This window comes from Pseudomonas sp. LAM2023, from assembly GCF_016620375.1.
Taxonomy (GTDB): domain Bacteria; phylum Pseudomonadota; class Gammaproteobacteria; order Pseudomonadales; family Pseudomonadaceae; genus Aquipseudomonas; species Aquipseudomonas anuradhapurensis.
In genome coordinates, this window is the sequence record NZ_JAENHV010000009.1 from 106,558 (window position 1) to 133,228 (window position 26,671).

General features: G+C 65.3%; 23 protein-coding genes and 1 pseudogene. 7 read left to right on the forward strand and 17 right to left on the reverse strand.

What is annotated here, in order from left to right:
- The first annotated feature begins 78 nt into the window (after window positions 1-78).
- The gene (locus JKP78_RS00605; protein ID WP_186685646.1) at window positions 79-2,169 is read left to right on the forward strand and encodes a putative bifunctional diguanylate cyclase/phosphodiesterase; all 2,091 of its coding nucleotides are present in this window, start codon (window positions 79-81) and stop codon (window positions 2,167-2,169) included.
- Here JKP78_RS00605 and JKP78_RS00610 read toward each other — a convergent pair.
- Complete coding sequence (locus tag JKP78_RS00610; protein ID WP_200625838.1) at window positions 2,166-2,426, reverse strand: DUF1652 domain-containing protein; 261 nt, start codon at window positions 2,424-2,426, stop codon at window positions 2,166-2,168. The genes JKP78_RS00605 and JKP78_RS00610 overlap by 4 nt on opposite strands.
- Before the next feature lie 274 nt (window positions 2,427-2,700).
- Window positions 2,701-3,348, reverse strand: coding sequence for a DUF1345 domain-containing protein (locus tag JKP78_RS00615; RefSeq protein WP_186685647.1), 648 nt, complete (start codon window positions 3,346-3,348; stop codon window positions 2,701-2,703).
- Between the two features lie 234 nt (window positions 3,349-3,582).
- Between JKP78_RS00615 and pgm the strand changes: the two genes are divergently transcribed.
- Window positions 3,583-5,220 (forward strand): phosphoglucomutase (alpha-D-glucose-1,6-bisphosphate-dependent), encoded by a 1,638-nt coding sequence (pgm, locus tag JKP78_RS00620; RefSeq protein WP_186685648.1) that lies wholly within the window; start codon window positions 3,583-3,585, stop codon window positions 5,218-5,220.
- A 152-nt stretch (window positions 5,221-5,372) separates the two neighbouring features.
- Here the strand turns inward: pgm and JKP78_RS00625 are convergent, their stop codons facing one another.
- Complete coding sequence (locus tag JKP78_RS00625; protein ID WP_170030230.1) at window positions 5,373-5,789, reverse strand: RidA family protein; 417 nt, start codon at window positions 5,787-5,789, stop codon at window positions 5,373-5,375.
- A complete protein-coding gene (locus JKP78_RS00630; protein WP_200625839.1) occupies window positions 5,789-7,108 on the reverse strand; it encodes a flavin-containing monooxygenase in 1,320 nt (439 codons plus the stop codon). The genes JKP78_RS00625 and JKP78_RS00630 overlap by 1 nt, the downstream gene beginning before the upstream one ends.
- Window positions 7,109-7,411: 303 nt before the next feature.
- On the opposite strand from JKP78_RS00630, the gene JKP78_RS00635 reads away from it, so the two are divergent.
- Both JKP78_RS00635 and argE read left to right on the forward strand, forming a co-directional pair.
- A complete protein-coding gene (locus JKP78_RS00635; protein ID WP_186685651.1) occupies window positions 7,412-8,089 on the forward strand; it encodes a DUF1028 domain-containing protein in 678 nt (225 codons plus the stop codon).
- A complete protein-coding gene (argE, locus tag JKP78_RS00640; RefSeq protein WP_186685654.1) occupies window positions 8,082-9,242 on the forward strand; it encodes an acetylornithine deacetylase in 1,161 nt (386 codons plus the stop codon). Before JKP78_RS00635 ends, argE begins: the two co-directional genes overlap by 8 nt.
- A 40-nt stretch (window positions 9,243-9,282) precedes the next feature.
- Here the strand turns inward: argE and JKP78_RS00645 are convergent, their stop codons facing one another.
- The 3 genes from JKP78_RS00645 to JKP78_RS00655 all read right to left on the reverse strand — a co-directional run bounded on the left by JKP78_RS00645 (window position 9,283) and on the right by JKP78_RS00655 (window position 13,625).
- Window positions 9,283-10,551, reverse strand: coding sequence for a carbohydrate porin (locus tag JKP78_RS00645; protein WP_186685655.1), 1,269 nt, complete (start codon window positions 10,549-10,551; stop codon window positions 9,283-9,285).
- Between the two features lie 111 nt (window positions 10,552-10,662).
- Complete coding sequence (locus JKP78_RS00650) at window positions 10,663-13,080, reverse strand: glucose/quinate/shikimate family membrane-bound PQQ-dependent dehydrogenase (RefSeq protein WP_186685656.1); 2,418 nt, start codon at window positions 13,078-13,080, stop codon at window positions 10,663-10,665.
- A 194-nt stretch (window positions 13,081-13,274) separates the two neighbouring features.
- Window positions 13,275-13,625 carry a cupin gene (locus JKP78_RS00655; RefSeq protein ID WP_186685657.1) on the reverse strand — a complete coding sequence of 117 codons (351 nt, stop codon included), beginning with the start codon at window positions 13,623-13,625 and terminating at the stop codon, window positions 13,275-13,277.
- Window positions 13,626-13,742: 117 nt separating this feature from the next.
- Between JKP78_RS00655 and JKP78_RS00660 the strand changes: the two genes are divergently transcribed.
- Together JKP78_RS00660 and JKP78_RS00665 are read left to right on the forward strand one after the other, a co-directional pair.
- Window positions 13,743-14,648 carry a LysR family transcriptional regulator gene (locus JKP78_RS00660; protein ID WP_200625840.1) on the forward strand — a complete coding sequence of 302 codons (906 nt, stop codon included), beginning with the start codon at window positions 13,743-13,745 and terminating at the stop codon, window positions 14,646-14,648.
- A 105-nt stretch (window positions 14,649-14,753) separates the two neighbouring features.
- Window positions 14,754-15,953 carry an MFS transporter gene (locus tag JKP78_RS00665; protein WP_200625841.1) on the forward strand — a complete coding sequence of 400 codons (1,200 nt, stop codon included), beginning with the start codon at window positions 14,754-14,756 and terminating at the stop codon, window positions 15,951-15,953.
- 34 nt (window positions 15,954-15,987) lie between these two features.
- Here the strand turns inward: JKP78_RS00665 and JKP78_RS00670 are convergent, their stop codons facing one another.
- The 9 genes and pseudogenes from JKP78_RS00670 to JKP78_RS00705 form a co-directional block, all read right to left on the reverse strand.
- Window positions 15,988-16,599: a LysE family translocator gene (locus tag JKP78_RS00670; protein ID WP_200625842.1), complete on the reverse strand. Its 612-nt coding sequence runs from the start codon at window positions 16,597-16,599 to the stop codon at window positions 15,988-15,990.
- 179 nt (window positions 16,600-16,778) lie between these two features.
- Window positions 16,779-17,630 (reverse strand): CAP domain-containing protein, encoded by an 852-nt coding sequence (locus JKP78_RS00675; protein WP_186685661.1) that lies wholly within the window; start codon window positions 17,628-17,630, stop codon window positions 16,779-16,781.
- A 195-nt stretch (window positions 17,631-17,825) separates the two neighbouring features.
- Window positions 17,826-18,431, reverse strand: coding sequence for a cell wall hydrolase (locus JKP78_RS00680; RefSeq protein WP_186685663.1), 606 nt, complete (start codon window positions 18,429-18,431; stop codon window positions 17,826-17,828).
- 33 nt (window positions 18,432-18,464) lie between these two features.
- Window positions 18,465-19,382, reverse strand: a complete 918-nt coding sequence (locus tag JKP78_RS00685; RefSeq protein ID WP_186685666.1) for an AEC family transporter — start codon at window positions 19,380-19,382, stop codon at window positions 18,465-18,467.
- Window positions 19,383-19,622: 240 nt separating this feature from the next.
- Complete coding sequence (locus JKP78_RS00690) at window positions 19,623-20,486, reverse strand: LysR family transcriptional regulator (protein WP_200625844.1); 864 nt, start codon at window positions 20,484-20,486, stop codon at window positions 19,623-19,625.
- A gap of 100 nt (window positions 20,487-20,586) precedes the next feature.
- Window positions 20,587-21,603: an ABC transporter substrate-binding protein gene (locus JKP78_RS00695; protein WP_200625845.1), complete on the reverse strand. Its 1,017-nt coding sequence runs from the start codon at window positions 21,601-21,603 to the stop codon at window positions 20,587-20,589.
- A 109-nt stretch (window positions 21,604-21,712) separates the two neighbouring features.
- The gene (locus JKP78_RS25320) at window positions 21,713-22,468 is read right to left on the reverse strand and encodes a methyl-accepting chemotaxis protein (RefSeq protein WP_414707184.1); all 756 of its coding nucleotides are present in this window, start codon (window positions 22,466-22,468) and stop codon (window positions 21,713-21,715) included.
- Between the two features lie 102 nt (window positions 22,469-22,570).
- Window positions 22,571-23,857: pseudogene (locus JKP78_RS25325) on the reverse strand (PDC sensor domain-containing protein); the annotation flags it as partial.
- A 66-nt stretch (window positions 23,858-23,923) separates the two neighbouring features.
- On the reverse strand, window positions 23,924-24,220 hold the full coding sequence (locus JKP78_RS00705; protein WP_186685671.1) for a hypothetical protein: 297 nt from the start codon (window positions 24,218-24,220) through the stop codon (window positions 23,924-23,926).
- Here JKP78_RS00705 and JKP78_RS00710 point away from each other — a divergent pair.
- Complete coding sequence (locus JKP78_RS00710) at window positions 24,189-25,508, forward strand: Na+/H+ antiporter family protein (RefSeq protein WP_170030213.1); 1,320 nt, start codon at window positions 24,189-24,191, stop codon at window positions 25,506-25,508. The two genes, JKP78_RS00705 and JKP78_RS00710, sit on opposite strands and share 32 nt — an antisense overlap.
- A gap of 8 nt (window positions 25,509-25,516) precedes the next feature.
- Here JKP78_RS00710 and JKP78_RS00715 read toward each other — a convergent pair whose 3' ends face one another.
- A complete protein-coding gene (locus JKP78_RS00715) occupies window positions 25,517-26,524 on the reverse strand; it encodes a FecR family protein (RefSeq protein WP_200625846.1) in 1,008 nt (335 codons plus the stop codon).
- Window positions 26,525-26,671 lie beyond the last annotated feature (147 nt).

Consider the following 26,671-nt stretch of genomic DNA (forward strand, 5'->3'; position numbering starts at 1 on the left):
AAAACCCCGTGCGTTTCGCCTAAGCTTGAGTACAATCGTCAGCTTTTTCCGGGCCTGGCCCGTCGCTGGTACCTTCCAATGCTGACCGGTAGCTACTCCTCTTCGCTGGTGTTGATTTCGCTGTGCGTGGCGATTCTGGCGTCCTATACCGCCCTTGACCTGACCGGTCGCATCGCCACGGCAAAGGGCCGGGCGGCGTTGCTGTGGATGGGGGGTGGCGCACTGGCCATGGGCATCGGTGTGTGGTCGATGCATTTCATCGGCATGCTCGCCTTCAGCCTGCCTGTCGAGCTGGGCTATGACCTGGGCCTGACGGCGTTTTCGCTGCTGATTGCGGTAATGTCTTCGGGTTTTGCCCTGTGGCTGGTCAGCCAGCCGAGCCTGCCGGTGCTGCAGCTGGGCTTCGGTGCGCTGGTGATGGGGGCCGGCATTGCCTGCATGCACTACACCGGCATGGCGGCGCTGCGCATGCTGCCAGGCATCGACTATGACCCGAGCCTGTTCGGCGCCTCGTTGCTGATCGCCGTGGGCGCCTCGGCAGCGGCCTTGTGGATTGCCTTCCGCCTGCGTACGCACACGCCCTACGTCCGGCAGATCCGTGGTGTGGCGGCGGTAGTGATGGGGATTGCCATCGTCGGTATGCACTACACCGGCATGGCCGCGGCGAATTTCCCCGAAGGCAGCTTTTGCGGCGCGCTGGCGGGTGGCGGCTTGCAGGGCGATGGCCTGGTCTACCTGGTGCTGATCACCACCCTGGCGGTGCTGGCCGTGGCCTTGCTCACCTCGGTGCTGGATGCCCGCCTCGAAGCGCGCACCGCCGAGCTGGCCCGTTCGCTGACCCTGGCCAACCAGGAACTCACCCAGCTGGCCCTGCACGACACCCTCACCGACCTGCCCAACCGTACCCTGCTGGCCGACCGCATCGAACAGGCCATCGCCAAGGTCGCGGAGCAGGGCGGTTGCTTTGCCTTGATGTTCATCGACCTGGACGGTTTCAAGCCGGTCAACGATGCCTTCGGCCACCACATCGGCGATCTGCTGCTCAAGGCCGTTGCGGCCCGCCTGCGCGGTCATCTGCACAGCCAGGACACGCTGGCGCGCATTGGCGGTGACGAATTCGTGTTGTTGGTGGAATTGCAGGAGCCGAACGATGCCGTGGACGTGGCGGTGAAGCAGGTCAACCTGGTATCGCGGCCGTTCCGCGTGGCCGAGCATGACCTGCAGCTGTCGGCGAGCCTGGGCATCGTCCTGTACCCGGGTAACGGCCAGGACCAGCACGAGTTGCTGCGCAATGCCGACGCCGCCATGTACCACGTCAAGAGCGCCGGCAAGAACGGCTACAGCTTCTTCGACGTGTCGATGAACAGCAACGCCCGCCAGCAACTGCAACTGCTGCAGGACTTGCGCCAGGCGCTGGAGCTGCGCCAGTTCCGCCTGCACTACCAGCCCAAGTTCGACGCCCAGGCTTGCCAGCCGATCGGCGCCGAGGCCTTGTTGCGTTGGGAACATCCGCAGCAGGGCCTGCTGCTGCCCGATCGCTTCATTGGGCTGGCGGAAAAGACCGGCCTGATCATCCCTATCGGTGAGTGGGTGTTGATCGAGGCCTGCCGGCAGATGCGTCAGTGGCTGGACCAGGGGTATCAGTACTGGCGCATGGCCGTGAACCTGTCAGCCATCCAGTTCTGCCATGCCGGGTTGGTCGAGAGCGTGGCCCGGGCGTTGCAGCAGACCGGCCTGCCAGCCAACTGCCTGACCCTGGAAATTACCGAAACCACCGCCATGCACGACGCCGATGCCAGTCTGACGGTGCTGCAGCGCCTGTCCGACATGGGCGTGGACCTGTCCATCGATGACTTTGGTACCGGTTATTCCAGCCTGATGTATCTCAAGCGCCTGCCGGCCAACGAGCTGAAGATCGACCGCGGGTTCGTCCGCGACCTGGAGCAGGACAGCGACGATGCGGCGATCGTTTCGGCAATCGTGGCGTTGGGCCAGGCACTGGGCCTGCGGATCGTTGCCGAAGGGGTGGAAACCGACAAGCAGCAGGCCTTCCTGACCCGCCTGGGTTGTGATTCGCTGCAAGGTTACCTGCTGGGCCAGCCGGTGCCGGCCGAGCAGTTCATGGGCAAGTTGCAGGCCATGCGCGAGAGCACTACGGCAGTTGGTTAGACCGCATCGCGCAGGGGGATGGCGGGGATGAAGGCGTCCATTTCCGCTTCGACGGCTTCGATGATACGTTCTACGTCCGCCGCGGCCATGATCGCCGCACAGGGGATCCCGGCAATCGCCAGCATGGTTTCGCCGGTGGCGCGGTCGAACAGCCGCGCGACCATGCTGCGTGGCGCATCCATGCTGGCTTCGAAGCCCAGTGGGTGGAAATGCCAGCGCATCACCTGGCAGGCGTTGGGGAACGTCATTTTGTTCATGCCAGCCTCCTTGTCCGTACCCGGACGTGGTGAGCGGGTGGCCACCTCGCTGTGGCCGCCGGGAAGGTAACCATAGCACCTGTCACGCGCTATTCTCGCTGGCGAATGCGACAAAAGTACTAATGCATGATGGCGGTCACATCTTTGTGCGCCACGCCAGCCAGCGAGGCGCCTTCTTGCAAACGTTTTCCTCGCCGGATGGCCGCACTTACCCCGCTGTTTGCCGTCATTCGTCACGTGGTTCGGTCGGCGCTTTTTCAGACGAATGGTGCGCTCAGCCCAGCAGCCCTGCGGCGATGTTGATGGTGAAGCCGAGGATGGCGGTATTGAACACGAACCCGACCACTGAATGGGCCAGCACCACCCTGCGTAAGCCGCGCCCGGCGACGCCGACGTCCGAGGTTTGCACCGCGATGCTGATGGTGAACGAGAAGTAGTGGAAGTCCCAGTAATCCGGGTTGCGCTCGCCGTCGGCGAAACGCAGCGGCGGCTCATGTTGTTGCGCGGTGTAGAACAGCCGAGCGTAATGCAGGCTGAAGATGCAGCCGATCAGCAACCACGAGCCGGCCACGGTCAGGCCGGTATAAAGGTAGTGCAGCGCCTGTGCGGTGCCTTGCAGGCCGCGACTGGAGACCAGTTGCAAGGTGACTGCAGCGAGGCTGGCTATCGCGGCGATGCACACGGTGAGCAAGACCAGGCCGGCGTTTTCATCTTCGACCCGGGCAACCTTGCGCACCTTGTCCGGGTTGGCATTCCAGGTCAGGTAGAACACCAGCAGCAGGTAAAGCCATACACCCAGGTTCCAGCCGGCAAGGATGCGCTGAACGGTGTCGTCTGCAGGAATCAGCCAGGCGCCGAGCAGGCCGGCCAGGGTGGCGACAGTCAGGCGCGGGTGGGTGTGGGTCAGGCGGTGGAAAGCCATGTGGCCTCGCTGGCAAAGGGTGTGGCTACTACTCTGGATGGTCATGACAGAGACGAGCGGCACGCCCCGGTCCATTGTGCGCGAGCATGCCCGCTCGCACAGGGTGGGCGCAATCGTCGGGCGGCGTGGTCGGGTGTTTCTTTGATGTCGCCCATCGCACGGCATTGCAACTCTCAGTACACTGCATGCTCCAATCCCAACATCCCCACCATCCGTTGAACTCGAGGTTTTTGCATGACGCTCAGTCCTTTGGCAGGCAAGCCGGCTCCGGCCAGCGTGCTGGTCGATATTCCACGACTGCTCACCGCCTACTACACCGGCCGCCCCGATGCTGCCGTGGCGGCCCAGCGGGTGGCCTTCGGCACCTCGGGGCACCGGGGCACTTCACTTGAGTTGAGCTTCAACGAATACCACGTCCTGGCCATCACCCAGGCCATCTGCCTGTATCGCCAGGAGAAGGGCATCGACGGCCCGCTGTTCATCGGCGCCGATACCCACGCCCTGTCGGCACCGGCTACCGCCAGCGCCCTGGAAGTGCTGGCGGCCAACGGCGTGCAGGTGATGCTGTCCAAGGACGACGAGTACACGCCGACCCCGGCCGTGTCCCACGCCATCCTCTGCCATAACCGTGGCCGCGTGCAGGGCCTGGCCGATGGCATCGTCATCACCCCGTCGCACAACCCGCCACAGAGCGGTGGCTTCAAGTACAACCCACCCAATGGCGGCCCGGCCGACAGCGATGTGACCAAGTGGATCGAAGCCAAGGCCAACGAACTGCTGGCGGCGAACCTGGCGGGGGTCAAGCGCATGGCGCATGCCCAGGCGCTGCAGGCCGCCACTACCCAGCGTCACGACTACGTCAGCAACTACGTGGCCGACCTGGAAAATGTCATCGACTTCGAGGTCATCCGTGGCGCCAAGCTGCGCCTGGGTGTCGACCCGCTGGGCGGGGCCGGGGTGCGCTACTGGTCGGCGATTGCCGAGCGCTACCAGCTGGACCTGGAAGTGGTGAATACCGAGGTCGACCCGACCTTCCGCTTCATGACCGTCGACTGGGACGGCCAGATCCGCATGGACCCGTCGTCGCCGTACGCCATGCAAGGCCTGATCGGCCTGCGCGAGCGCTTCGACGTGGCGTTCGCCTGCGACCCGGACCATGACCGCCACGGCATCGTCACCCCGGATGGCCTGCTGCAGCCCAACAACTACCTGGCCGTGGCCATCGACTACCTGTACCGCCACCGCCCGCAATGGCGCAGTGACGCGGCAGTGGGCAAGACCGTGGTGTCCAGCGGCCTGATCGACCGCGTTACCCAGCGCCTGGGCCGCGAGTTGTACGAGGTGCCGGTGGGCTTCAAGTTCTTCGCCCAAGGGCTGTTCGACGGGACGCTCGGCTTTGGTGGCGAGGAGAGTGCAGGGGCTTCGTTCCTGCGCCGCGATGGCTCGGTCTGGGCCACCGACAAGGACGGCCTGATCCCGGCCTTGCTGGCTGCCGAGATGACCGCCCGCACCGGGCGCAACCCGAGCCAGGCCTACGCCGACCTCACTGCGGCGCTGGGCAAGCCGTTTGCTACGCGGGTCGAAGCCAAGGCCGATGCCCGGCAGAAGGCGCTGCTGAGCAAGCTGGCACCAGAGCAGGTGAAGTCGACCGAACTGGCCGGAGAGCCGATCGTGCAGATCCTCAGCCACGCGCCGGGCAATGGCCAGGCGATTGGCGGGCTGAAGGTGATGACCGCCAATGGCTGGTTCGCCGCGCGGCCGTCGGGCACCGAGGACATCTACAAGATCTACGCCGAAAGCTTCATCGACGAGGCGCACCTGCAGCGCCTGGTGCAGGAAGCGCAGGTGTTGGTGGACGCCGCGATCGCCTGATCAGGGCAAGTGCAATCCGTGTAGGAGCGGCCTTGCGTCGCGATGGGCTGCGCAGCAGCCCCCGGATTTCAGCGAATATGCACATTTGCCAGGGCTGCTGCGCAGCCCATCGCGACGCAAGGCCGCTCCTACAAGCGACCGCGTCAAACCGCTCAGGCGGGGTCGGGCACCACGGCGATCACATCGATCTCCATCAGCCACTCGGCCTGGGCCAACCCGGCGACCACCAGCCCGGTGGAAATCGGGAACACGCCTTTCAGCCATTTACCCACTTCCTTGTACACCGGCTCGCGAAAGCGCGGGTCGGTGATGTAGGTGGTGGTCTTGACGATGTGCGACAGCTCCGAGCCGGCCTCTTCAAGCAGTTGCTTGACGTTTTTCATCGCCTGCTCGGCCTGCGCCCGTGGGTCCCCCAGGCCAACCAGGTTGCCATCGAAGTCGGTGCCCACCTGCCCGCGCACATAGATGGTATTACCGGCGCGCACCGCCTGGCACAGGTCGTTGTCCAGGGTCTGGTTGGGGTAGGTGGCCTTGGTGTTGAACATGCGAATGCGGGTATGGGTAGGCATCAGTGGGCTCCGAAAGTGCTGACGTTGCTGAGCGGTGGGTGTTGCTGCTCATCCGCGGCGCGTTGCTGGCGGTCGCGGTAGGCGCTATAGGTGCGTTGCGTGGCGATGTGGCCGGCGACGTGCTTGGCGTCGTGCCAAACGCCCCAGATGAACGATGAGCCACGCCGCGACAGCCACGGCAGGCCAAGGAAGTAGATGCCCGGCTCGCGAGCCACACCGCGCTGGTGTTGGGGCTTGCCGTTGGCGTCGAAGGTGTCGACCTGCAGCCAGCTGAAATCCACGCTGTAACCGGTTGCCCAGATGATGCTGGTGACACCGGCCTCGGCCAGGTCCAGTTGCAGCAGCGGGTTGCGCATGCATTCCGGGTCGGCCAGGCGTTGGCGGGCTTCGGGCTCTTCCGGCAGGTCAAGGCCGTTGCGCTGGATGTAGGCATCGGCGGCATCCAGCAGGGCCAGGTAATTTTCGTCGCCGCGGTTGATGTTCTCGACCAAGTTGTCCTGGAAGCGTGCCACACCGTTTTCGAACGACTGGGTCAGGCCGACCAAGGTCATGCCCTGGTGGGCGAGGGCGCGGAAGTCCACGGTATGGCCGCCACGGGCACCGCTGACGGCAATGGTCACATGCTCGCGGCCGGGCTTGGCGACTTCCGCATCCCACTCACCCAGCACACCCAGCCACCAGCAGAAGTCACGGTTGCGGTAGGCGCGTGGCGGGCGGTCGTGGGCACCGACCGACAGGTACACCCGGCGCCCGGCACGCATCAGCTCCTCGGCGATCTGGACACCCGAGGAGCCGGCGCCCACGACCAGCACAGCCCCTGCTGGCAGTTGAGCGGGGTTGTAATAGGCCGCCGAGTGGATCTGGTGCAGGTTGCTGTCTTGCGGCGCGATGGCCGGGATCACCGGTTTCTGGAACGGGCCGGTGGCAGCGACGACGCGGTTGGCGCGGATCACGCCTTCATTGGTTGCGATGGTGAAGCCGGGGCGGTCGCTGTTGCGCACTACCTTGGTCACTTCGATGCCGGTGCGTACCGGCAGGTTGTACTTGCGTACGTACTGCTCGAAGTAGTCGGCCACCTGCTCCTTGCCGGCGAAGGCATCGGCGTCGAGGTCGAATTCCAGCCCCGGGAAGCGGTCGTGCCAGGCCGGGCCGTTGGCCACCAGCGAGTCCCAGCGGCCGCTGCGCCAGGCCTCGGCGATTCGCTTGCGCTCCAGCACCAGGTGCGGCACGCCAAGCTTGCTCAGGTGTTCGCTCATGGCCACGCCGGCCTGGCCGGCGCCGACCACGAGGGTGTCGATTTCGAGATTGTTCAGTGTCATGTCCGAGCCCTTGTTCAGGCGGTTTTTGTCAGGTCGGTTTGGAGGACCGCCGTTACCTGGGGCCAGACTAGGGATGCCGTGGAAACGGCGAAAATAGTATTTAGCTTGGGCTTGCCCATAAAACGGCGAAGGCCCCGTTTTCTGAGGCCCGCAGGGCTGAGTACAGCAGCATTTGCGAGGATTCCGGGGGCTTGTCCTGGCCTTAGTTTTTTCCTCTGCAAGGCCTCGGAAAAAGGTGGTTTCGCCTCCTGGAAGGTTCCACCCAGAATGCCCTGTATCGCACAGCACAACAGGAACCATGACATGACTTTTTCCATCATCGGCCGCTGTCAGGAAACCGGGCAGGTCGGTATCGCCATCAGCTCGTCGAGCATCGCGGTGGGCGCCCGCTGCCCGTGGGTGCGGGCCGGCGTCGGCGCAGTGGCCACGCAGAACATCACCTTGCCGGCGCTCGGGCCGCAGATTCTCGATGCCCTGGAACAGGGCCAGTTGCCGCCCGCCGCGGCGCTGGACAGGGTGCTGAGCGCTAATGGCTGGAGCGAATACCGCCAGGTCACGGTGATCGACAGCCATGGCCAGGTCGCCCTGTTCACCGGCAAGGAGGCCCTGGGCACGCACCATGCCGTGGCCGGTGAGCAATGCGCGGCAGCCGGCAACCTGCTGGCCTCGCCCCAGGTGATCGAGTCGATGGTGCAGGCTTTCGAACAGGCTGCGGGGCATTTGGCCGATCGCTTGCTGGCGGCCATGCAGGCGGCGATGGCCGCTGGTGGCGAGGCCGGGCCGGTGCATTCGGCGGCGTTGAAGATTGCCGGCGAACTGACCTGGCCGCTGGTGGACCTGCGGGTGGATTGGGCCGACGCCGACCCGATCGGCGTGCTCGACGGCCTGTGGCAGGCGTACCGGCCGCAGATGCAGGACTACGTCACCCGTGCGCTCAACCCGACTGCGGCGCCAAGCTACGGGGTACCGGGCGATGAGTGAAGATGCCAGCCGCACGCTGCTGGCCCGGCTGATCGGCTTTGCCACGGTCAGCCGGGACTCCAACCTGGCGCTGATCGGTTTCATCCGCGATTACCTGGCCGGGCTGGGAGTTGAAAGCGAGCTGTTCCATAACCCGGAGGGCACCAAGGCCAACCTGTTCGCTACCATCGGGCCGAGGGACGTTGGCGGCATCGTGCTGTCCGGGCATACCGATGTGGTACCGGTCGACGGCCAGGCCTGGACCGTCGAACCGTTTGCCCTGAGCGAACGCGACGGTCGCCTGTATGGCCGCGGCACGGCCGACATGAAGGGCTTCATCGCCTCGGTCCTGGCGGCTGTGCCGGCGTTGGTCGCGCAGCCGTTGCGCCTGCCGGTGCACCTGGCGTTTTCCTATGACGAGGAAGTTGGCTGCCTGGGTGTGCGCTCGCTGTTGGCTGCACTCGAACAGCGCCCGCACAAGCCTCGGCTGTGCCTGATTGGCGAGCCCACCGAACTCAAGCCGGTACTCGGGCACAAGGGCAAGCTGGCGATGCGTTGCCAGGTGCAGGGTGCGGCCTGTCATTCGGCCTATGCGCCGTACGGGGTGAACGCCATCGAGTATGCGGCGAAGCTGATCGGCAAGCTTGGTGATATCGGTGAGGCCCTGGCCTTGCCGGAACATCACGACGCGCGCTTCGATCCGCCGTTCTCCACGGTGCAGACCGGTGTGATCAAGGGCGGCAGGGCGCTGAACATCGTGCCGGCAGAGTGCGAGTTCGATTTCGAAGTACGCGCATTGCCAGGCTTTGCCGCGCAGGCAGTGGCCGACCAGTTGCAGACCTATGCCGAGGCCGAGCTGCTACCACGCATGCGCAAGGTCAATGCGGCCAGCGCGATACGCCTGCAACCGTTGAGTGCCTACCCGGGGCTGGCGACCCCGGCAGACAGCGAGGCAGCACAGTTGGTGGCGTTGCTGAGCGGCTCGGAGGCGTTCGGTACGGTGGCGTTTGGCACCGAAGGCGGGTTGTTCGACCAGGCGGGGATCCCGACCGTGGTATGCGGCCCCGGGAGCATGGAGCAGGGGCACAAACCGGACGAGTTTGTCAGTGTCGAACAGTTGCAGGGCTGTGATGCCATGCTGTCAAGGCTGGTGGATTACCTCAGGCAGCACTGATGGGCTGGCCGTGAATGGGCCGCGCAGCGGCCCATGCGCCTCAGAAGGTCGCCTTGACCTGCAGGCCAAGCACCAGCGCGTTGTCGATGGCTTTCCCGGAGAATGCCCCTGGCTCGATGATGTACTGCATGTCCGGGCGCAGGTTCAGCCACGGTGTCGCCTGGTAGCCATAGCTCAGCTCGATCAGCTGCTCGGCGCTGTCGATATCGGGGAACGGCTGGCCAGCGTTGTAGGCGGCATCCTCCAGTACGTCGCGGCTACGCGGGTTGGGCACGGCGCGGCCATAACCCAGCGCCACGGTATCCTTCGGGCGCCCCTTGAACGGCTTGTACAGCACCACGCCGGCACCATACCAGCGGGTGAACGGCGAGGCGGCCTTGCTCGATGCCGAGTACTGGGCGAAGGCATGCAGGCTGCGGCCCGGCGAGCGTTGGTCATTCCACAGCGCTTGGTCGACCAGCAAGTAGTGGCCGCCACGGCCCGACACTTGCTCATTGCTGTCGATGCGCTTCACATCGGAGCTGTCGTAGTAGTAGCCCAGTTTGTACTCGCCAGGCAGCTCGGCCTGCAGCTTGTACACCAGCTCGACCGGTACCACGGTGCCGGTGGTGTGCTTGGGGCCCAGGTGCCAGGCTCGGCTGGAGTTGCCGTTGCTCTGCGGGTCGACATTGAACGCGGCCACGCGCAGTTGCCAGGCTGGCGACAGGTCGTATTTCACCCGCACACCCAAGTGCGCATTGGGGTAATTGGTCCAGCCACTGCCGCCGGACATGTTCAGCGGGTGGCCGCAGAAGCCGGCGTTCATGAAATTGCACAGGATGCCGCTGTCCAGGCCGCCCAGGTCGTTGCCCATGGCCATGTAGCCGGCCTTGACGTTCAGCGCCGGGGTGAACAGGGTACGCTCGTAACTCAGTTCGGTCAGCCGGGTGTAGAGGCCACCGTAGTTTTCCTGGATCGGCAGGCGGTTGCCCACCAAGTCTTCCGAGGCGCTGTTGCCGCGGCGATCGTTGACGGTCAGCTGGACTTTGCCGCCGTTGTCCAGGCCATACAGCTTCGACAAGTCGAACTGCACGCCCAGTTTCAGGTTTTGCGAGTAGCGTGCCGAGCGGTGCAGGCCGCCATGGGCGTTGTAGGCGGTTTCGCCACTGTAGTCGCCTGTGAACTTGACGCCGTCTGCTTCCAGCTGATGGCGCAGGCCGCCCCAGTCGCCGGTAAGCGTGCTGCGGGTAGTCAGGTCGGCGTCGGCCAGGGCGGTGGTGCTGGCCAGGGCCAGCAGCAGGGTGGGGGTGATGCGGGTTACGCAGGGCATTACTGAATCTCGGTGTGTGTTCCAGGGGTATTCGCAAGCAAGCCCGCTTCCCACGAGGGCAGCTGGTGACCCTGTGGGAGCGGGCGTGCCCGCGAAGCAGGCGACGCGGTGTTACGGCAGCGCGTAAGCCATCACGTAGTCGCCACGGTCAGTCGACTGGCGCGCGCCGCCAGCAGTGACCACCACGTACTGCTTGCCGGTTTTCGGCGAGACATAGGTCATCGGGCCGCCCTGGCTGCCCACGGGCAGGCGGGCTTTCCAGATCTCGTCGCCGTTGCTGCTGTCGTAGGCACGCAGGTAGAAGTCCTGGGTGCCGGCGATGAACACCAGGCCGCCTTGGGTCGACAGGGTGCCGCCGAGGGTCGGCAGGCCGATCTTGATCGGCAGGTGCATGCGGATGCCGAGCGGGCCGGTGTCTTCGACGGTACCGACCGGCACCTGCCAGGCCACCTGGCGGGTTTTCATGTCGATGGCGGTCAGGGTGCCGAATGGTGGCGCCTGGCACGGAATACCGGCTACCGAGAGGAAGCGGTTCTTGTTCACCGCATACGGGGTGCCCTTGAGTGGTACGGCGCCCATGCCGGTGTTCAGGGCCTCACCGCCGGAGGCCGCACCGCCCTTGTTCTGCGACGGAATCATCTGGATCCACAGGCCCAGGCGCATGTCATTGACGAAGATGAAACCATGCACCGGGTCGGTGGAAATGCTGCCCCAGTTCATGCCGCCCAGCGATCCCGGGAAGCTCAGCGCCAGGTCGGTGCCTGGTGCGGTGTACAGGCCGTCATAACGCATCTTCTTGAAGTCGATACGGCACAGCAGCTGGTCATACGGGGTGGCGCCCCACATGTCGGATTCGGTCAGTGTCTGTGCGCCGATCTGCGGCATGCCCACCGACTTCGGCTGGGTCGGGGAATAGGGTTCGTTGGGAATGTTGCCGGGCTTGACCGGCACTTCGTCGACCTGGGTCAGCGGCTTGCCGGTGGCGCGGTCGAGCACGTAGATCTGCCCGGCCTTGGTGCCGATGACTACCGCCGGTACCGACTGGCCGTCATCCTTGGTGAAGTCGATCAGGCTCGGCTGCATCGGCAGGTCGAAGTCCCACAGGTCGTTGTGCACGGTCTGGAACACCCACTTCTGGTTGCCGGTGGTGGCGTCCAGGGCCAGCACCGAAGCGCCGTAGGTGTGGTCCAGGCGGGTGCGTTCGACGCCGTAGATATCGGTGGACGACGAGCCCATCGGCAGGAATACGGTGTTCATCGCCGGGTCGTAGGACATCGGTGCCCAGCTGTTCGGGGTGCTGCGCACGTACGTCTTGTCGCCCTGTGGCGCGCGTCGGTCTTCCGGGTTGCCCGGGTCGAAGGCCCAGCGCATTTCACCGCTGAACACGTCGAAACCACGGATCACGCCGCCAGGCATGTCGGTCTGCACGTTATCGGCGATACGTCCGCCGACCACCACCGTGGTGCCGGCCATCAGCGGTGCAGAGGACAGCTGGTAGTAGGAGTCCGGTACGTTGCCCAGGCCGGCCATCAGGTTGACCTGGCCGTTGTTGCCGAAGCCCCGGCAGAACTCGCCGGTGTCGGCGTCTACGGCGATCAGGCGGCCATCGATGGTGTTGGTCAGCAGGCGACGCTGGCAGTTGGCACCGGCCGGCACGCTACCGACGGTGACCGGCGTGCTGTTCGGCTGGGTTGGCTGGGTGATCGGCGCGCTGGCGTCGAAATAGGCCATGCCACGGCAGCGTTGCCAGACCTTGGACTGGGCGTTGATCTGGTTCTTCCACAGTTCCTTGCCGGAGTCGGCGTCAAGCGCGATCAGGTTGTTGTGCGGGGTGCAGATGAACACCTTGTTGCCAACCTGCAGCGGGGTGAGCTGGTCCTCGGCACCGTTGCCGTCGCTGATGGCCACGTCACCGGTGTGGTAGGTCCAGGCCACCTGGAGCTTGCTGACGTTGTCGCGATTGATCTGGTCCAGCGCGGCGAAGCGGCTGCCGCCTTCGGTGTTGCCGTAGTGAGCCCAGTCCTTCTGCTGCTTGCCGGCTTCGACCGGGGTCATGCCCGGGCCCTTGCCGGCAGGTGCGACAGTGGGGTGGGCAACGAACATGTTGCCAACGGCGATGACCAGCGCAACGGCCATGACAGCGGCCACGCCATAGGCACCACGGCCGCTGCTGGCGCCGCTGGTACGTGCCAGCAGCGGGTAGACCAGCGCCACCACCAGGCCGATGGCGCCGAACATGAACAGGCGCGAGAACAGCGGCCAGAATACCAGGCCGGCGTCGGCCAGGGCCCAGATCGCGGTACCCACCAGGAACGCCGCGTACAGCCAGGCCCCCGCCGGCTTGCGACATGCGATGAGAACACCGGCAATGGCCATGGCCAGGCCGCCGATCAGGAAGTACCAGGAACCGCCCAGGCCGGCCAGCTTGACGCCGCCCGCCGCCAGGAGGAGGCCAAGCAGGGCGATGATCACGCCCAGGCCGACCAGGATGATGTGTGTGGCGCCGGAAGCGCGCGGTATTGCTTTCATGCCAGGGATCTCAGCAGGTGGAATACGCGCAGTCTAAACGCTTAGCTTGCTAATTAACAAGTTGGTACATAATTTTGTGAGGCTGATTGTCGCAGGGTTGAACTGGCCTGGGTGCTGCTAAAAGCATGGATAAGGTGGCGAACATGACGAGAGAAAAGCTGTACATACAGCACAGACATCGGCAAGTCGTCTGGTTACGTCGGCCACGGACTGCCACTGCCGTAGAAAACCGCAAGCCAGATCGTCGCTGTGCCGGGGGCAGTCCATTCCACGCGATGGCGGTAATGTGGCGGGATGTCCAGGCAATCGCCCGCTGCCAGCAGGCGGGTGTGCTGTTCATGCTCGAAGCGCAGGCCCGCGGCACCGCTGAGCAGGATTACCCATTCGCCTTCGGCCTGGTCGTACCAGAACCCGGGTGGGCTGGCCTGGCCAGTGGAGACGATGCGTTCCACGCGTACGCCCGGGCGGCTGAGCAGCTCGTCGACACGTTCAGCGCTGGTGGCGGCGCAAGGGGGCAGGTCGGTCAGGAGGTTGTGCAATGTCATGGAATGCCTCGCTCGAAGGGGACTGCTTCCACTATGGACGCGATTTCCAATTGCCGCGCTTCTTGACCCGCCCGGTCGTTTGTAAGAACTTTCCGAGATTTGGAAGGCGGGCAGCAAATGGACAAACTCCTGGCGATGAAAATGTTCGTGGCCACCGTCGATGCCCAGGGCTTTTCGGCTGCCGCGCGCAGGCTTGGGCTGGCGACCTCGTCGGTGACGCGCCTGGTCGATGCCCTGGAAGCCGCGTTGGGCGCCACCTTGCTCAACCGCTCGACCCGCCAGGTCAGCCTGACCGAGGCCGGCGCGCGTTATTACGAGCGCGCCCGGGGTATTTTCGAAGCGTTGGACGAGGCCGATGCCAGCGTCGCCGACCGTGGCGAGGAGCCGGTCGGCGTGCTGCGCCTGTGCTTGCCGGTGGAGTTCGGCAGGCGCGTCATCGCCCCGCACCTGGGGCCGTTCCTGGCGCAGCACCCGGCACTGGAACTGGACATCGACCTCAGCGACCGCCTCGATGACCTGCTCGATGGCCGCTACGACCTGTCGATCCGCCTGGGTGACCCTTCGCCCAACGATGAGCTGGTGTGTCGCCAGCTGGGCCGCTTCGAGCGCTGGCTGGTGGCCAGCCCGGCCTACCTGGCCGGGCGTGATGCGCTGCAGCATCCCCGGCAGTTGCTCGAGCACGCCTGCCTGCGCTTTCGCTATGGCCAGAAAGGCCGCCCCTGGCGCCTGACCCGGGCGCAGGAGAGCCTGGAGCTGGAAGTGAGCGGGCCGTTGCGCAGCGCCAATGCCGACCTGCTGCGCGAGACCGCATTGGCCGGCAGCGGCATTGCACTGCTGGCCGACTGGTTGGTGCGCGAGGACGTGGCAGCCGGGCGCCTGCAGCGGCTGTTCCCTGATTGGCGGGCCAGCCCTGGGGCGGCCAACGACAGCATCAATGCCCTGTACCTGCCCAACCACCGTGGCTCCAGGCGGGTGAACGCGTTCATTCACTTTTGCGAAGCGGTACTGGCACAGCGCGCCTAGCGTTGCGCAACACGCAAAAGCCCATTGCGCCAGCGCCGGATTCCCGCTGCCGACGCCGCTGGGTAAGGTGATCGGCATATTCCATCCGTTGCCGAGGAACCTCGCATGAATCCCTCCCTTGCCGCCGCGCAGCCGGCAGCCACCGGCCTGAGCCGAGCCCTGGTCGCACTGCTGGCGTTCTGCTGTGGCGCGATTGTCGCCAACATCTACTATGCCCAGCCCATCGTCGGGCTGATCGCCCCGGACCTTGGGCTGTCCACCGAACATGCCAGCCTGATCGTCTCGCTCACCCAACTGGGCTATGCCTTGGGCCTGTTGCTGCTGGTGCCGCTGGCCGACCTGCTGGAAAATCGCCGGCTGATGGTGTCCACGGCGGTGCTGGCCGGAATCAGCCTGCTGCTGGCAGGCACCAGCAGCAGTGGCCAGGGCCAGCTGTTCCTGGGCTATGCGCTACTGATCGGTTTCAGTTCGGTAGCGGTGCAGATGCTCATTCCGCTGGCGGCGCACCTGGCGCCGGAGCAGCAGCGTGGACGCGTGGTCGGCAACATCATGGGCGGCCTGTTGCTGGGCATCCTGCTGGCCCGGCCGTTGTCGAGCCTGGTGGCCGACCACTTTGGCTGGCGTGCAGTGTTCATCGGCGCCGCCGCGGTCATGCTGGCGATCATCCTGTTGCTGGCGTTGACCTTGCCGCAGCGCCGCCCCGAACACAAGGCCAGCTATGCCGGCTTGATGCTGTCGCTGCTGACGCTGCTGCGCCGTTACCCCTTGCTGCGCCAGCGCTCGCTGTACCAGGCGTTGATGTTCGCGGCGTTCAGCCTGTACTGGACCGCGGTGCCAATGGCCCTGGCCGGTGAACATGGCTTGTCACAGAGCCAGATCGCGGTGTTCGCCCTGGTCGGCGCGGTGGGTGCCGTTGCCGCCCCGCTGGCCGGTCGCCTGGCCGATGCCGGGCATGCCCGGGCTGGCTCGCTGCTGGCGCTGCTGCTGGCGCCGACGGCCCTGCTGCTGGGGCTGACGGCGCCGGGCTACAGCGTGATTGGCCTGGGGCTTACCGGGGTGCTGCTGGATTTCGCCGTGCAGATGAACATGGTGATCGGCCAGCGCGAGGTGTACGCACTGGACCCGGCCAGCCGCGGGCGGCTCAACGCGGTGTACATGACCAGCATCTTCCTTGGTGGAGCGCTGGGCTCGGCGGTCGCCAGCGCAGTGTTCAGCCAGTTCGGCTGGCAGGGTGTGGCGTGGGTAGGGGCTGGGTTACCGGGTGTAGCCTTGGTCATTTTCCTGGCCAAGGCCCGCCGCAACTGAAGAACGACGCGCGCTGCTGCGCAAGTTGCCTGGCTCATCGCCCAAGCGGCAGCGCCACGCCGATCAGGGCGAACAGGCTGCCACAGCAGCGGTTGAAGCCTTTGCCGCCCTTGGCCAGCCAGGGGCGGATGCGAAACGCCAGGCGGGCCAACAGGTATTCGACCAGAAACTCGACGCTGGCAAAGGTCGCCGCCATGACCACGAACTGCGCGAACAGCCCACGCTGCGGGTCGATGAATTGCGGCAGGAACGCACCATAGAACAACAACACCTTGGGGTTGGCCATGGCCGACAGCAGGCCCTGGCGGAACAGGCTGGCATTGCCCAGCCGGGCGCTTTGCCCGGTCAACTCAAGGTGCAAGCCCGGGCTGCGCCACAGCTGGATTCCCAGCCAGATCAGGTAGGCACCCCCCACCCACTTGAGCACGTTCAATACCGAGGCCGAGGTCTGCAGCAACGCGCTGAGGCCGAACATGGCCAGGGCGATCAGGGCGCTGAAGCCGAACACCCCACCGATGATGGTGAACAACGTCCGTCGTGCGCCGTACAAGGCGCCGTGGCTCAGGGCCAGCAGGCTGTTGGGGCCCGGGGTCAGCGACAGGCCGATGCTGGCCAGCAGGTAGATCAGCCAGGTGTCGAGTGCCATGGCGGGATGAGCCTCGTTGAGAAGAAAATAGCGCCAATTGTAGGAGCGGATTTATCCGCGAAGCAGGCGACGTGGAGAATGGCACGGGCTCTGCCGGTATTCGCGACCATGGAGGGATACAACGATGTGAGCTGAGCCCCTCATGCCGAACGGCTGAAACCAGGCTATCTCCGCCTGCCTCATTGCGGGGCCCCGAACACTCCCGTCCAGTAGATGCCCGCATCGCTCTTCGGATCCACCGCGTAGGCAGCCCCCAGTTCGCGGAAGTCCGGGTTCATCAGCGTGGCGCAATGCCCCGGGCTGTCCAGCCAGCCATCGACCACCTTGTGCGCAGTGTCACGCCCTGCAGCGATGTTTTCACCGATCTGCCGGTACAGGTAGCCGGCCAGTTCGGCCCGGTCACCGGGGGTACGGCCATCCTTGTCGATATGGTCGAAGAAGTTCTGGTTGGCCATGGCCCGGGTGTGGTTGGCAGCGACGCCAGCCAGCACGCCGCTCCAGCTCAGCGCGGGGGCTGCGGCAAAGGGCTGGCCACCGCACTGGCGCGGCACTTTGCGCGCGGCATTGATTTCCTGCAGCACTTTCTGCCCCTCGGCCTGCCAGTCGCCCAGGCGGCCACTGAGCAACGGCCGCGCCAGCACGATCCGCCATTCGCGGCCTTCCTGGCTGACGCCGATATCGACGAACTGCGGGTCGAGCACCACCTGGCAGAAGCTCTCTTCGATGGCATGCATGGCGGCGCGTGCATCGCGCGGCCCCGACAGGCTGATGGCCTGCACATTGACCATGGGGTAAGCGGCGCGGGTCATCGCCTGCTGCAAGTCGCGGGTGCCTTCTGGCGACAACGCCAGGCGGGTATCGCTGTTGAGCGGCGGCAGCTCCAGCGACGCTTCGCCACCGCAGGGCTGGGCCTTGCTGCGGTAGGTATTGATCGAATCGATCAGTTGCGCCTCTTCGCCGGTGGCAGCCAGTGCCCCGGTCGAGACGACCAGGGCCAGCGACAAGGCGGCAACGGATGACAGGACGCGCATGTGGATCTCCCTATGACTGGCAGCGTCGTGGTTTGCGCTGCTCATCCTACACAAGCCCGGGGCTTTTGGCCCGGGATCGTGCAAAGCAATGAAAACGCCGGCAATCGTTGCTGGCGGCAAAAGAGGGAGTAGACCTGCCACCGGCGAAAAAGTGCGATCAGGCGTCGCATTACCCGTGACCAGCCTGGGCGAGTGTCAGCGGGCCAGTGCCTGGTTGGGCTTGTAGAAGAGAAAATGCCGGGTCTGAGCTGTCCTGCGATAGGCTTTGGCCCAGTCCGGGCGGACGTTGCGGTCATGAAAGTACAACGCCCCGCCGGTGGTGTCCTTCAATTGCTGGTTGAGCGCCTTGCGCGCGATCTCCTTGGCAATGCCATAACGCTGCGGTTCCTCGACTTGGTCAGGGCGTCCGTCGCACCACCAGGAGAACTGGCAGGCCTTGCTCTCGACACCCTGCTTGACCACGCCGCAGATGGTGTCCGGGAAGCCCTCGCTGCCCAGACGATTGAGCACCACGCTGGCCACGGCAGCCATGTCTTCGGCGTCGGCGCCCTTGGCCTCCCAGTAAACGGTCCGGGCCAGGCAGGTGATGCTGTCATCCAGTGCTGCCTGGCCCGCCGGGTCCACGGCCTGCGCTTCCGCCGGGGTAAGGGTTTCTGCCTTCTTTGGCGGTGGCGCGTCGTTTACCACCTTGTCCTCGAGCCGCGCGGCCTTGTCTTCGGCGATCGCTGCCTTGGCGGGGTCGGCCGCGTCCAGTGGGCCTGAGAGCAGGGCCAGGCCGGTCAGTATCCAGAACAGGCGCATGAGCGGGCTCCGAACCGTGAGGTGGTTCACAGTCTAGTCAAGCGCAAGCATCAGTACCAAGGGCAACGTTGCAGCGGCTGCCACGGTCTGCAACGCGATGATGGCCGCCATCAGCGGTGCGTTGCCGCCCATCTGCCGGGCCATCACATAGGAAGAGGACGCCGTGGGCAGCGCCTGGAACAACACTGCCACCACTGCCGCCTGGCCACCCAGGCCCAGCAAGCGACACAGGCCCCAGGTCGTCAGTGGCATGATCAAGAACTTGAACGCCGATGCGGCCAGCAACGGGCGCAGCTGCTGGCCCAGGCTGGCGCCGCCAAGGGCGGCGCCGACACAGAGCAGGCCCAGCGGCAGGGCCGCCTGGCCCAGCGCCTTGACGGTGGGCTCGATACCCGCCGGCAAGCCCAGCCCACTGGCGCGCAGCAGCAAGCCGCCAGCGCAACCGACGATCAGGGGGTTGGCGAAGATCGCCCGCAATACCGTGGTGGTTGAGCTATGGCGGGCGCTGAAGCGGGCGAACACCAGCACGCAAAGCAGGTTGACCAGGGGCACGATGGCGGCGTTGGCCACCGCGGCCAGGGCGATGCCAGCGCTGCCGTAGATGCCCGCTGCCAGGGTGGCGCCGATGTAGTTGTTGAAGCGGATACCGCCTTGGAACACTGACGTGAAGTCGGCACCATCGTGGTTCATTGCGCCCTGGTACAGTACCAGCAGCACGGCCCCGGCCAAGGTCGAAAGCATCAGCACGCCGACCATGCCGAGCACCGGTACGCCATCGAGGTTGGCGCTGGCCAGGCCGTGCAGAAACAGCGACGGCAACAGCACGTAGTAGCTCAGGCGCTCGGCGCCAGGCCAGAAGCTTTCTGCGAGAAAGCCACGCCGCCGCAGGAACGCGCCCAAGGCAATCAGCAGGATGATCGGTAGCAGGGTGGTCAGCAGCAAGTGGAGCATGGTCAGCGTTCCGTGGTCGGGTATCGGGCAAGATTACGGAGGCTGTTTGATTTATAAAAACGTTGTTTTCTTCATTGACCGTTGAGCAAAAATGCATATTCGCCCAGCCACTGAGTGTGTAAGCGGCCTTGCGTCGCGAAAGGGGTGCGAAGCGCCCCCCAGCGCTTCATCTTCGCCACCACCTTTTTACGGTTCTTTCACGACAAAAGGCCGCCCCTGCACCTGGCGGTCACCCGTAACTTAAGCATCCAACGCAGTCTTCAGCACAGCACTCAAGTGCCGCCGTTGGCTTTTCTGATGCTCCAGCAAGACCACCCGCCGGGTCAGCTGCGGTTCGCCAAACGGCAGGCAGGTCGCTGCTGGCAGGCGGGCAAGGTCTTCATCGGCCATGGGCACGATCGCCACACCCAGGCCCATCACCGCCATGCGCGCCAGGGCTTCCTGGCTATCCAGTTCCATCTGTTCACTCACCTGCAGGTGCTGGCGGCGCAGTTCCTGCTCGATCTGTCGGCCGGCCCAGGCACGCTTGTCGAAGCGCAGGAAGGGCTGGCTGGCCAGCAACTGCGCCACACTGTGCCCGGCCAGCTCGGCGCTGGCGATGGCCCAGAAGCGGTCCTCGAACAAGGGCGTGTAGTCCAGGCTCTGCGGGTAGGGGCTGACCGGTTCGGTGGTAATCGCTGCATCGAGCTCGCCATCTTCCACGCGTCGCGCCAGTTCGGCCGACATGCCCGATGCCACGCTGATGTGCAGCTGTGGGTGGTGCGCCTTGAGCCACACCAGTGCCTTCGGCAAGCGCCGCGCCAGCACCGTGTGGATCGCCCCCAGGCGCAGGCGGCCGCGCAGGCTCGGGCCGCTGGCCAGGGTATCGGCCAGTTCGTCATAGGCAGCCAGGATGGACTCGGCGCGGGCTACCGCCAACTGGCCGGCCTCAGTCAGCGCCACCTGCCTGCGGCTGCGGTCGAACAGTGTCACTTGCAGTTCGTCTTCGAGGATCTTGATGTGCAGGCTCACCGCCGAGGGCGTGAGGCTGAGCAGGTCGGCGGCACGGGCAAAGGTGCCATGCCGGGCGATGGTCACCAAGGTGCGCAGGGCTTTGAGAGACATGCGGGTGGGTCCGGGCTGGTCGGTCGGTGTGGCATTGTCAGGCGCGGCCCTGTTGGCGGCAAGCCAGGACCTTGCTGGCCAAGCCTGCGCCAGCCGCTGCTCAGAGGCTGGCCTCGACCTTGCTGGCGACGTCCGCAGGCAGCCAGGCCTTCCACACTTGGCGGTTATCGCGCAGGAAGGCGAGGGCGGCATCACGGGGTGGGGTACGCTTTTCGCTCATGTCGGCCAGCGCCTTGTTCAACCGATCGATGGGCAACTCGACCTGTTCGAACACGCTCACCAGCTCCGGATAGTGTTGATGAAACGCCTTGGACACCCCGATCGACAATTTCGCCGGCAGCGAACGGCTGCCCTTGGGGTTGGGGTTGCCGGGATCGGTGAGGGTGGCCCAGGCCTGGGCGTCGAACGGCGGTTCTTCCAGGCGTATGAGCTTGTAGCGGCCCATCAATGGGGTCGGGTTCCAGTAATAGAACAGCACGGCTTGGCCGCGGCGGATAGCCGAGCCGATCTCGGCATCCATCGCCGCTCCCGAGCCCGTACGGAAGTTGCTGTACAGCGTGTCCAGGCCATAGGCCTTGAGTTTCTGGCTGTTGACGGTTTCCGACGTCCAGCCGCTGGGGCTGTTCAGAAAGCGCCCTTTGCCGGGCGATTCCGGGTCGCGGAAAACCTGCGGGTAGCGCTTGAGGTCCTCGACACTGCGAAGTTCGGGTGCCATGGGCTTCAGCTTGCGTGCAGCGTCGCCTTCGATCACATAGGCGGGTACCCACCAGCCTTCCTCGGCGTTTTTCACGGTATCGCCCAAGGCATACACCTGGCCGGCCTGCTCGGCCTTGACCCATGCGGGGCTGCGCCCGGCCCATTCCTCGGCGATCACCTGCAGGTCGTTACGGGCCAGCGCCACCTCCATGCTGACTGTGCTGCCGGGCAGGGTGTCGGTGGGGTAGCCATAGCCATGCTCCACGATCAGCCGCAGGATTTCGGTGGTCAGGGCGCCGCTTTCCCAGGCTATGGCGCCAAAGTGGATGGGCTCGCTGCGTTCAGCCGAGGCGGCACTGTCGGTACTGGCCAGGCCTAGGGTGAGCAGCAGGCCGGCCAACAGTGTTGGGATCTTCTTCATCCAGGCCCTCGTCGGTTGCCGTTGAGTGGTGCGGCAAGTGTAGACGACCCGCCCGCGTGCCCGGCAACCACGAGGTGGCAGGGCCGGCGGGCGCCGGCCCTGCCTGCGGTCATACGCGGAACTGATCCATCAGCGCCTGCTGCTGGTTGGCCAGGCTGTTCAGCGACTGGCTGACCCGCGCCGATTCGTTGGCCTGCCCCGACAGCGATTCGGTGACGTCGCGGATGGTCGCCACGTTGCTGTTGATTTCCTCGGCTACGGCGCTCTGTTCCTCGGCGGCCGAGGCAATCTGCAGGTTCATGTCGGTAATCACCGTCACCGCCTGGCCGATGCGTTGCAGCGCAGTGACCGCCTGGCCAACCTGCTCGACACCACCCTGGGCCTGGCGGTGGCTGTTGTCCATCGCCCCGACCACTTCACGGGTACCGTTCTGCAGCGCCTCGATCACCTGGCGGGTTTCTTCCACCGACTCCTGGGTACGCTGGGCCAGGTTGCGCACTTCGTCGGCCACCACGGCAAAACCACGTCCTGCCTCACCGGCGCGGGCGGCCTCGATGGCGGCGTTGAGTGCCAGCAGGTTGGTCTGTTCGGCGATCGAGCGGATCACCTCCAGCACCGAACCGATCTTCTCGCTGTTCTGCGCCAGGCCTTCGACTTCGGCCATGGCTTCGCTCATGTTGGCAGCCAGCGCATCGATGCTGGTGGTTGTACGCTCGATCACCGCCAGGCCCTCGCGGGTCGCCTGGTCGGCGTCGCGGGCGGCCTGGGCGGCCTGCGCGGCGCTGCGGGCAACGTCCTGGGCGGTGGCGCTCATTTCGTGCGAGGCGGTGGCCACCTGGTCGACCTGGCGATACTGCTGCTCCATGCCAGCGCTGGTCTGCGTGGCAATTGCCGAGGACTGGTCGGCGGTGCCGCGAGCGGCCTGCACCGAGCTCTTGACCTCGGCAATGGTCGGCTGCAACTTGTCGAGGAAGCGGTTGAACCAGCCGGCCAATTCGCCCAGTTCGTCACGCTTCTGGTAGGTCAGGCGGCGGGTCAGGTCGCCTTCGCCGCTGGCAATGTCCTTGAGCATGGCCGCCACGCCGAGGATCGGCCGGGTCACGCCGCGAGCCATCAGCCACACCATCAGCAGGCCGGCCACTGCCGCGGCCAGGCCGAGGCCCAGCTCCAGCAGGGTGCCGCTGGTGTTCAGCGCGTCCAGTTCCTGCTTCAGCGCCTCGGCCGGCCCGGTCAGGGCATCTTCCGGCACGTCCAGCAACACGCCCCATGGCTGGGCATCCGGGATCGGGCGGAACGCTGCCAGCACTTTCAGGCGCTGCTGGTCGTGCAGGGTGGTCAACTTGCCATCGGCCAGCGTGCGTACCAGTTCGGCGCCCTTGGCCGTATCGACCTGGTCGAAGCGCTGGGCCAGCTTGCTGGCATCGGCGCTGTAGCCGGCCAGCAGGCCGACCGGGCTGAGGATACCGACCGTGGTGCGCCCTTCGTACAGGCTGCGGCTGGCCTCCTGGCTCAGGGCCTGCAGGCTGTTGAGGTTGATGTCCACGGACAGGGTGGCGATCACCTTGCCGTCTACCCGCAGCGGGAAGACGATGCTGGTCATCAGGACCTGCTGGCCATCGATGTCATAGAAGTACGGTTCCACCACACAGACCTTGCCGGACGTACGCGGGCAGACCCACCAGGTATTGGCCGGCTGGCCGCTGGGGCCGATCTCGGTGTTGGCCATGTCGGTTTCAGGCAGGGCCATGGAGGTCAGCTGGCCGACCCGCGGCTGCGACCAGTACAGGGCGAAACGCCCGGTAGCGTTGCTACCCAGTTCCGCCTTGCCGGCGAACAGGCTGTCCTTGTTGTCCAGCGCGTTGGGTTCGAATACCAGCGACAGGCCGAGCAGGTCCGGGTTGGCCTGCAAGGCGGCGCGTACCTGGCGGGTCATGTCCTCACGCAGGTCGAAGGCATCGAGAAAGCGCTTTTCGGCCTGTTCACGCAGGAACAGCACCTGGCGGGCGAAGCCAGCGCCGTACTGGTAGGCGTCCATGAACTGGCGGCGGATGTTCAAGGCCTGCACCTCGCCTTGCGATTCGATGCGCGACTGTGCCGACTCGGTCAGCATCTGCATGCTGCTGGCCTTGACCAGGTCCGAGCTGTGGTCCATGCGGTACAGCGACAGGCCGACGAGCAGGGTGACGATGCCGGCCAGGCAGAGACCGGCGAGCAGGGTAATTTTCCACTGGATGGAAAGTTGTCGCAAAGGCATGGGATGGGTCCCTTGTAATAGGAGTGTGGCTGACGTCTGTGTCGGCCAGCGCAGGTTTTTCTTTATTCAAACGTTCAATTTAACCTGCAGGCCCGCGTGGCCCTTGTAGGCGCGGCCTGGTGTCGCGAAAGGGCCGCAACGCGGCCCCAGGATTTCAGCATCAGCAGACGAATGGCTGGGGCCGCGCCGCGCCTCAATCGCGACACCAGGCCGCTCCTGCAAAGCATCGCGCCGGGCATTGGTAATCTGCCGCAGCATGGCGCTTTTGACTTCTGTCGCCCACTGCTTCAGAGTGCCGGCTTTTTTTCTGTCGCAACGAGGTAAGCCAACCATGAATGCAGTGATCGCCGCGGTCGGCATCATGCTGATACTCAGCCTGTCCCGCGTGCACGTGGTCATCGCCCTGATCATTGGCGCCCTGGCCGGTGGGCTGGTCGGTGGCCTGGGTATCGAGGGGACGCTCAAGGCCTTCAACGGCGGCCTGGGTGGTGGTGCCACGGTGGCCCTGTCCTATGCACTGCTGGGCGCCTTTGCCGTGGCCATCGCCAAGTCTGGCCTGGCGCATGCCCTGGCCGACCGTGCCCTGGGCATGATCGAGCGCCAGGGCCATGCCAATGGCGGCAAGGTGAAATGGCTGCTGATCGGCCTGATGCTGGTGGTGGCGGTGTCGTCGCAGAACATCCTGCCCATCCACATCGCCTTCATCCCGCTACTGGTGCCGCCGCTGCTGTATGTGCTGACTCGCCTGCGCATCGACCGTCGGTTGATCGCCTGCGTCATCACCTTCGGCCTGATCACCCCGTACATGTTCCTGCCGGTGGGTTTTGGCAACATCTTCCTCAATGAGATCCTGCTGGCCAACGTCGCCCGCGCAGGTGTCGATGTGAGCGGCGTCAATGTCACCCATGCCATGGCCATCCCGGCCGCCGGCATGCTCGCCGGGCTGTTGCTGGCGGTGTTCGTCAGCTACCGCAAGAAGCGTGACTACGACCTGGCGCGCATCGAGCAGGTAGAGCAGGTGAGCGTGCAGTACAACCCGCTGACGCTGCTGGTGGCCGGGCTGGCCATTGCTGCGGCGTTTGTTGTCCAGTTGTGGCTGGACTCGATGATCATCGGTGCCATGGTCGGCTTCCTGATCTTCTCGCTGTCGGGCATCGTGCGCTGGAAGGACACTGACGACCTGTTCACCGAAGGCATGAAGATGATGGCCATGATCGGCTTCATCATGATTGCCGCCTCGGGCTTTGCCGACGTGATGAAAGCCACCGGCGAGGTGAAGAGCCTGGTGGAAGCGTCGGCGCAGTGGATCAACCACAGCAAAGCTGTCGGTGCGGTGCTGATGTTGCTGGTGGGCTTGCTGGTGACCATGGGCATCGGCTCGTCCTTCTCCACGGTACCGATCCTGGCGGCGATCTTCGTGCCGCTGTGCGTGCAACTGGGCTTCGACCCGCTGGCCACGGTGTGCATCGTGGGTACCGCCGGCGCCCTGGGCGACGCGGGTTCGCCGGCCTCGGACTCGACCCTGGGGCCGACCTCGGGGCTTAACGTGGATGGCCAGCATCACCACATCTGGGACACCGTGGTACCCACTTTCATCCACTACAACCTGCCGCTGCTGGCGTTCGGCTGGCTGGCGGCGATGACCCTGTAGGGCAGGCGTCAGCCCTTGCCGGGTGGCGGCGAGATGCGGTTGAGCACAGTGCTGCCATCCTTGCTGCGGGTCAGGTAGACCGGCAGCACCTTGGGCAGGTTGTTGACCAGGCGCCCCACCTCACGGGTGTTGTAGATGCCGCTGATACGAATGCGGCCGGTGCTGGCGTCGGCCAGCAGCAACGGCGCGTCGAGGTAGCGGTTGATCATCGGCAGCGCCTGCTCCAGGCTCAGGTTGTCGAGCACCAGCTTGCCGTCACGCCAGGCCAGGCTGTTGCCGTAATCGTCGCTCTGTGCCAGCTGCGGCTCGAAGTCGCCCTGGCGATAGCTGGCCTGCATCCCCGGGCCGAGGCGGTAGCCGCCGTCGCTGCCGTCGCTGGAGACCAGTACCGAGCCCTCCACCAACGTCACCTTGACCCGGTCCTGGTACTTCCACACGTTGAACTGGGTGCCGGTGACACGTGTCTGGCCACGGCCGGCATGCACGATGAAGGGGTGGTTGCTGTCGTGGCGCACCTTGAAGAACGCCTCGCCACGCTTGAGCGTGACCTGGCGCTGGTCCTTGTAGTTCAGGTAGGTGAGCTCGGTGTTGAGGTTGAGCTGCACCGTGCTGCCGTCGTTCAGTTCCACGGTCTGCATGCGCTCGCCGGCGGCGAAGTGCTGGTAGTGGTTGGGCAGCCAGCCTTGTTCCCAGCCCAGCCAGCCGGCCAGCGGCAGCACTGCCAGGGCGATGGCGGCAGCAGAGGCGAATGGCCGCCAGCCACGCGGGCGCGCCGGGTGCTGAACGGGCGCGTTGAAATCGATGACGGTGGCGTTGCGTGGCAGCAGGTCGGCGGTGTGCCAGATCTCCAGCATTGCCTGGTATTCCTCGGCATGCTGCGGGTCGGCCGCCAGCCAGCGGCTGAACGCCTCGCGCTCGGCCAGCGTGCAATCCTCGGCATGCAGGCGCATGCACCAGTGCGCGGCGGCGTCGGTGATGGCATCGTCTGGGCTGGGGTTGCGGCGGTCGTGGTTCATTGCGGCTCCGGGTTTTGCGCATTCTACCCTTGGCGCAGGGCTCCGGAGAACCGCGGTAATGGCGAGTGATTCTCTGTTGTGCCGGTTTTTCGTCGGATTGGCAACGGTTTTCCAGCGTTTGAGAACCCTTCGCGGCAGGAACCCGTT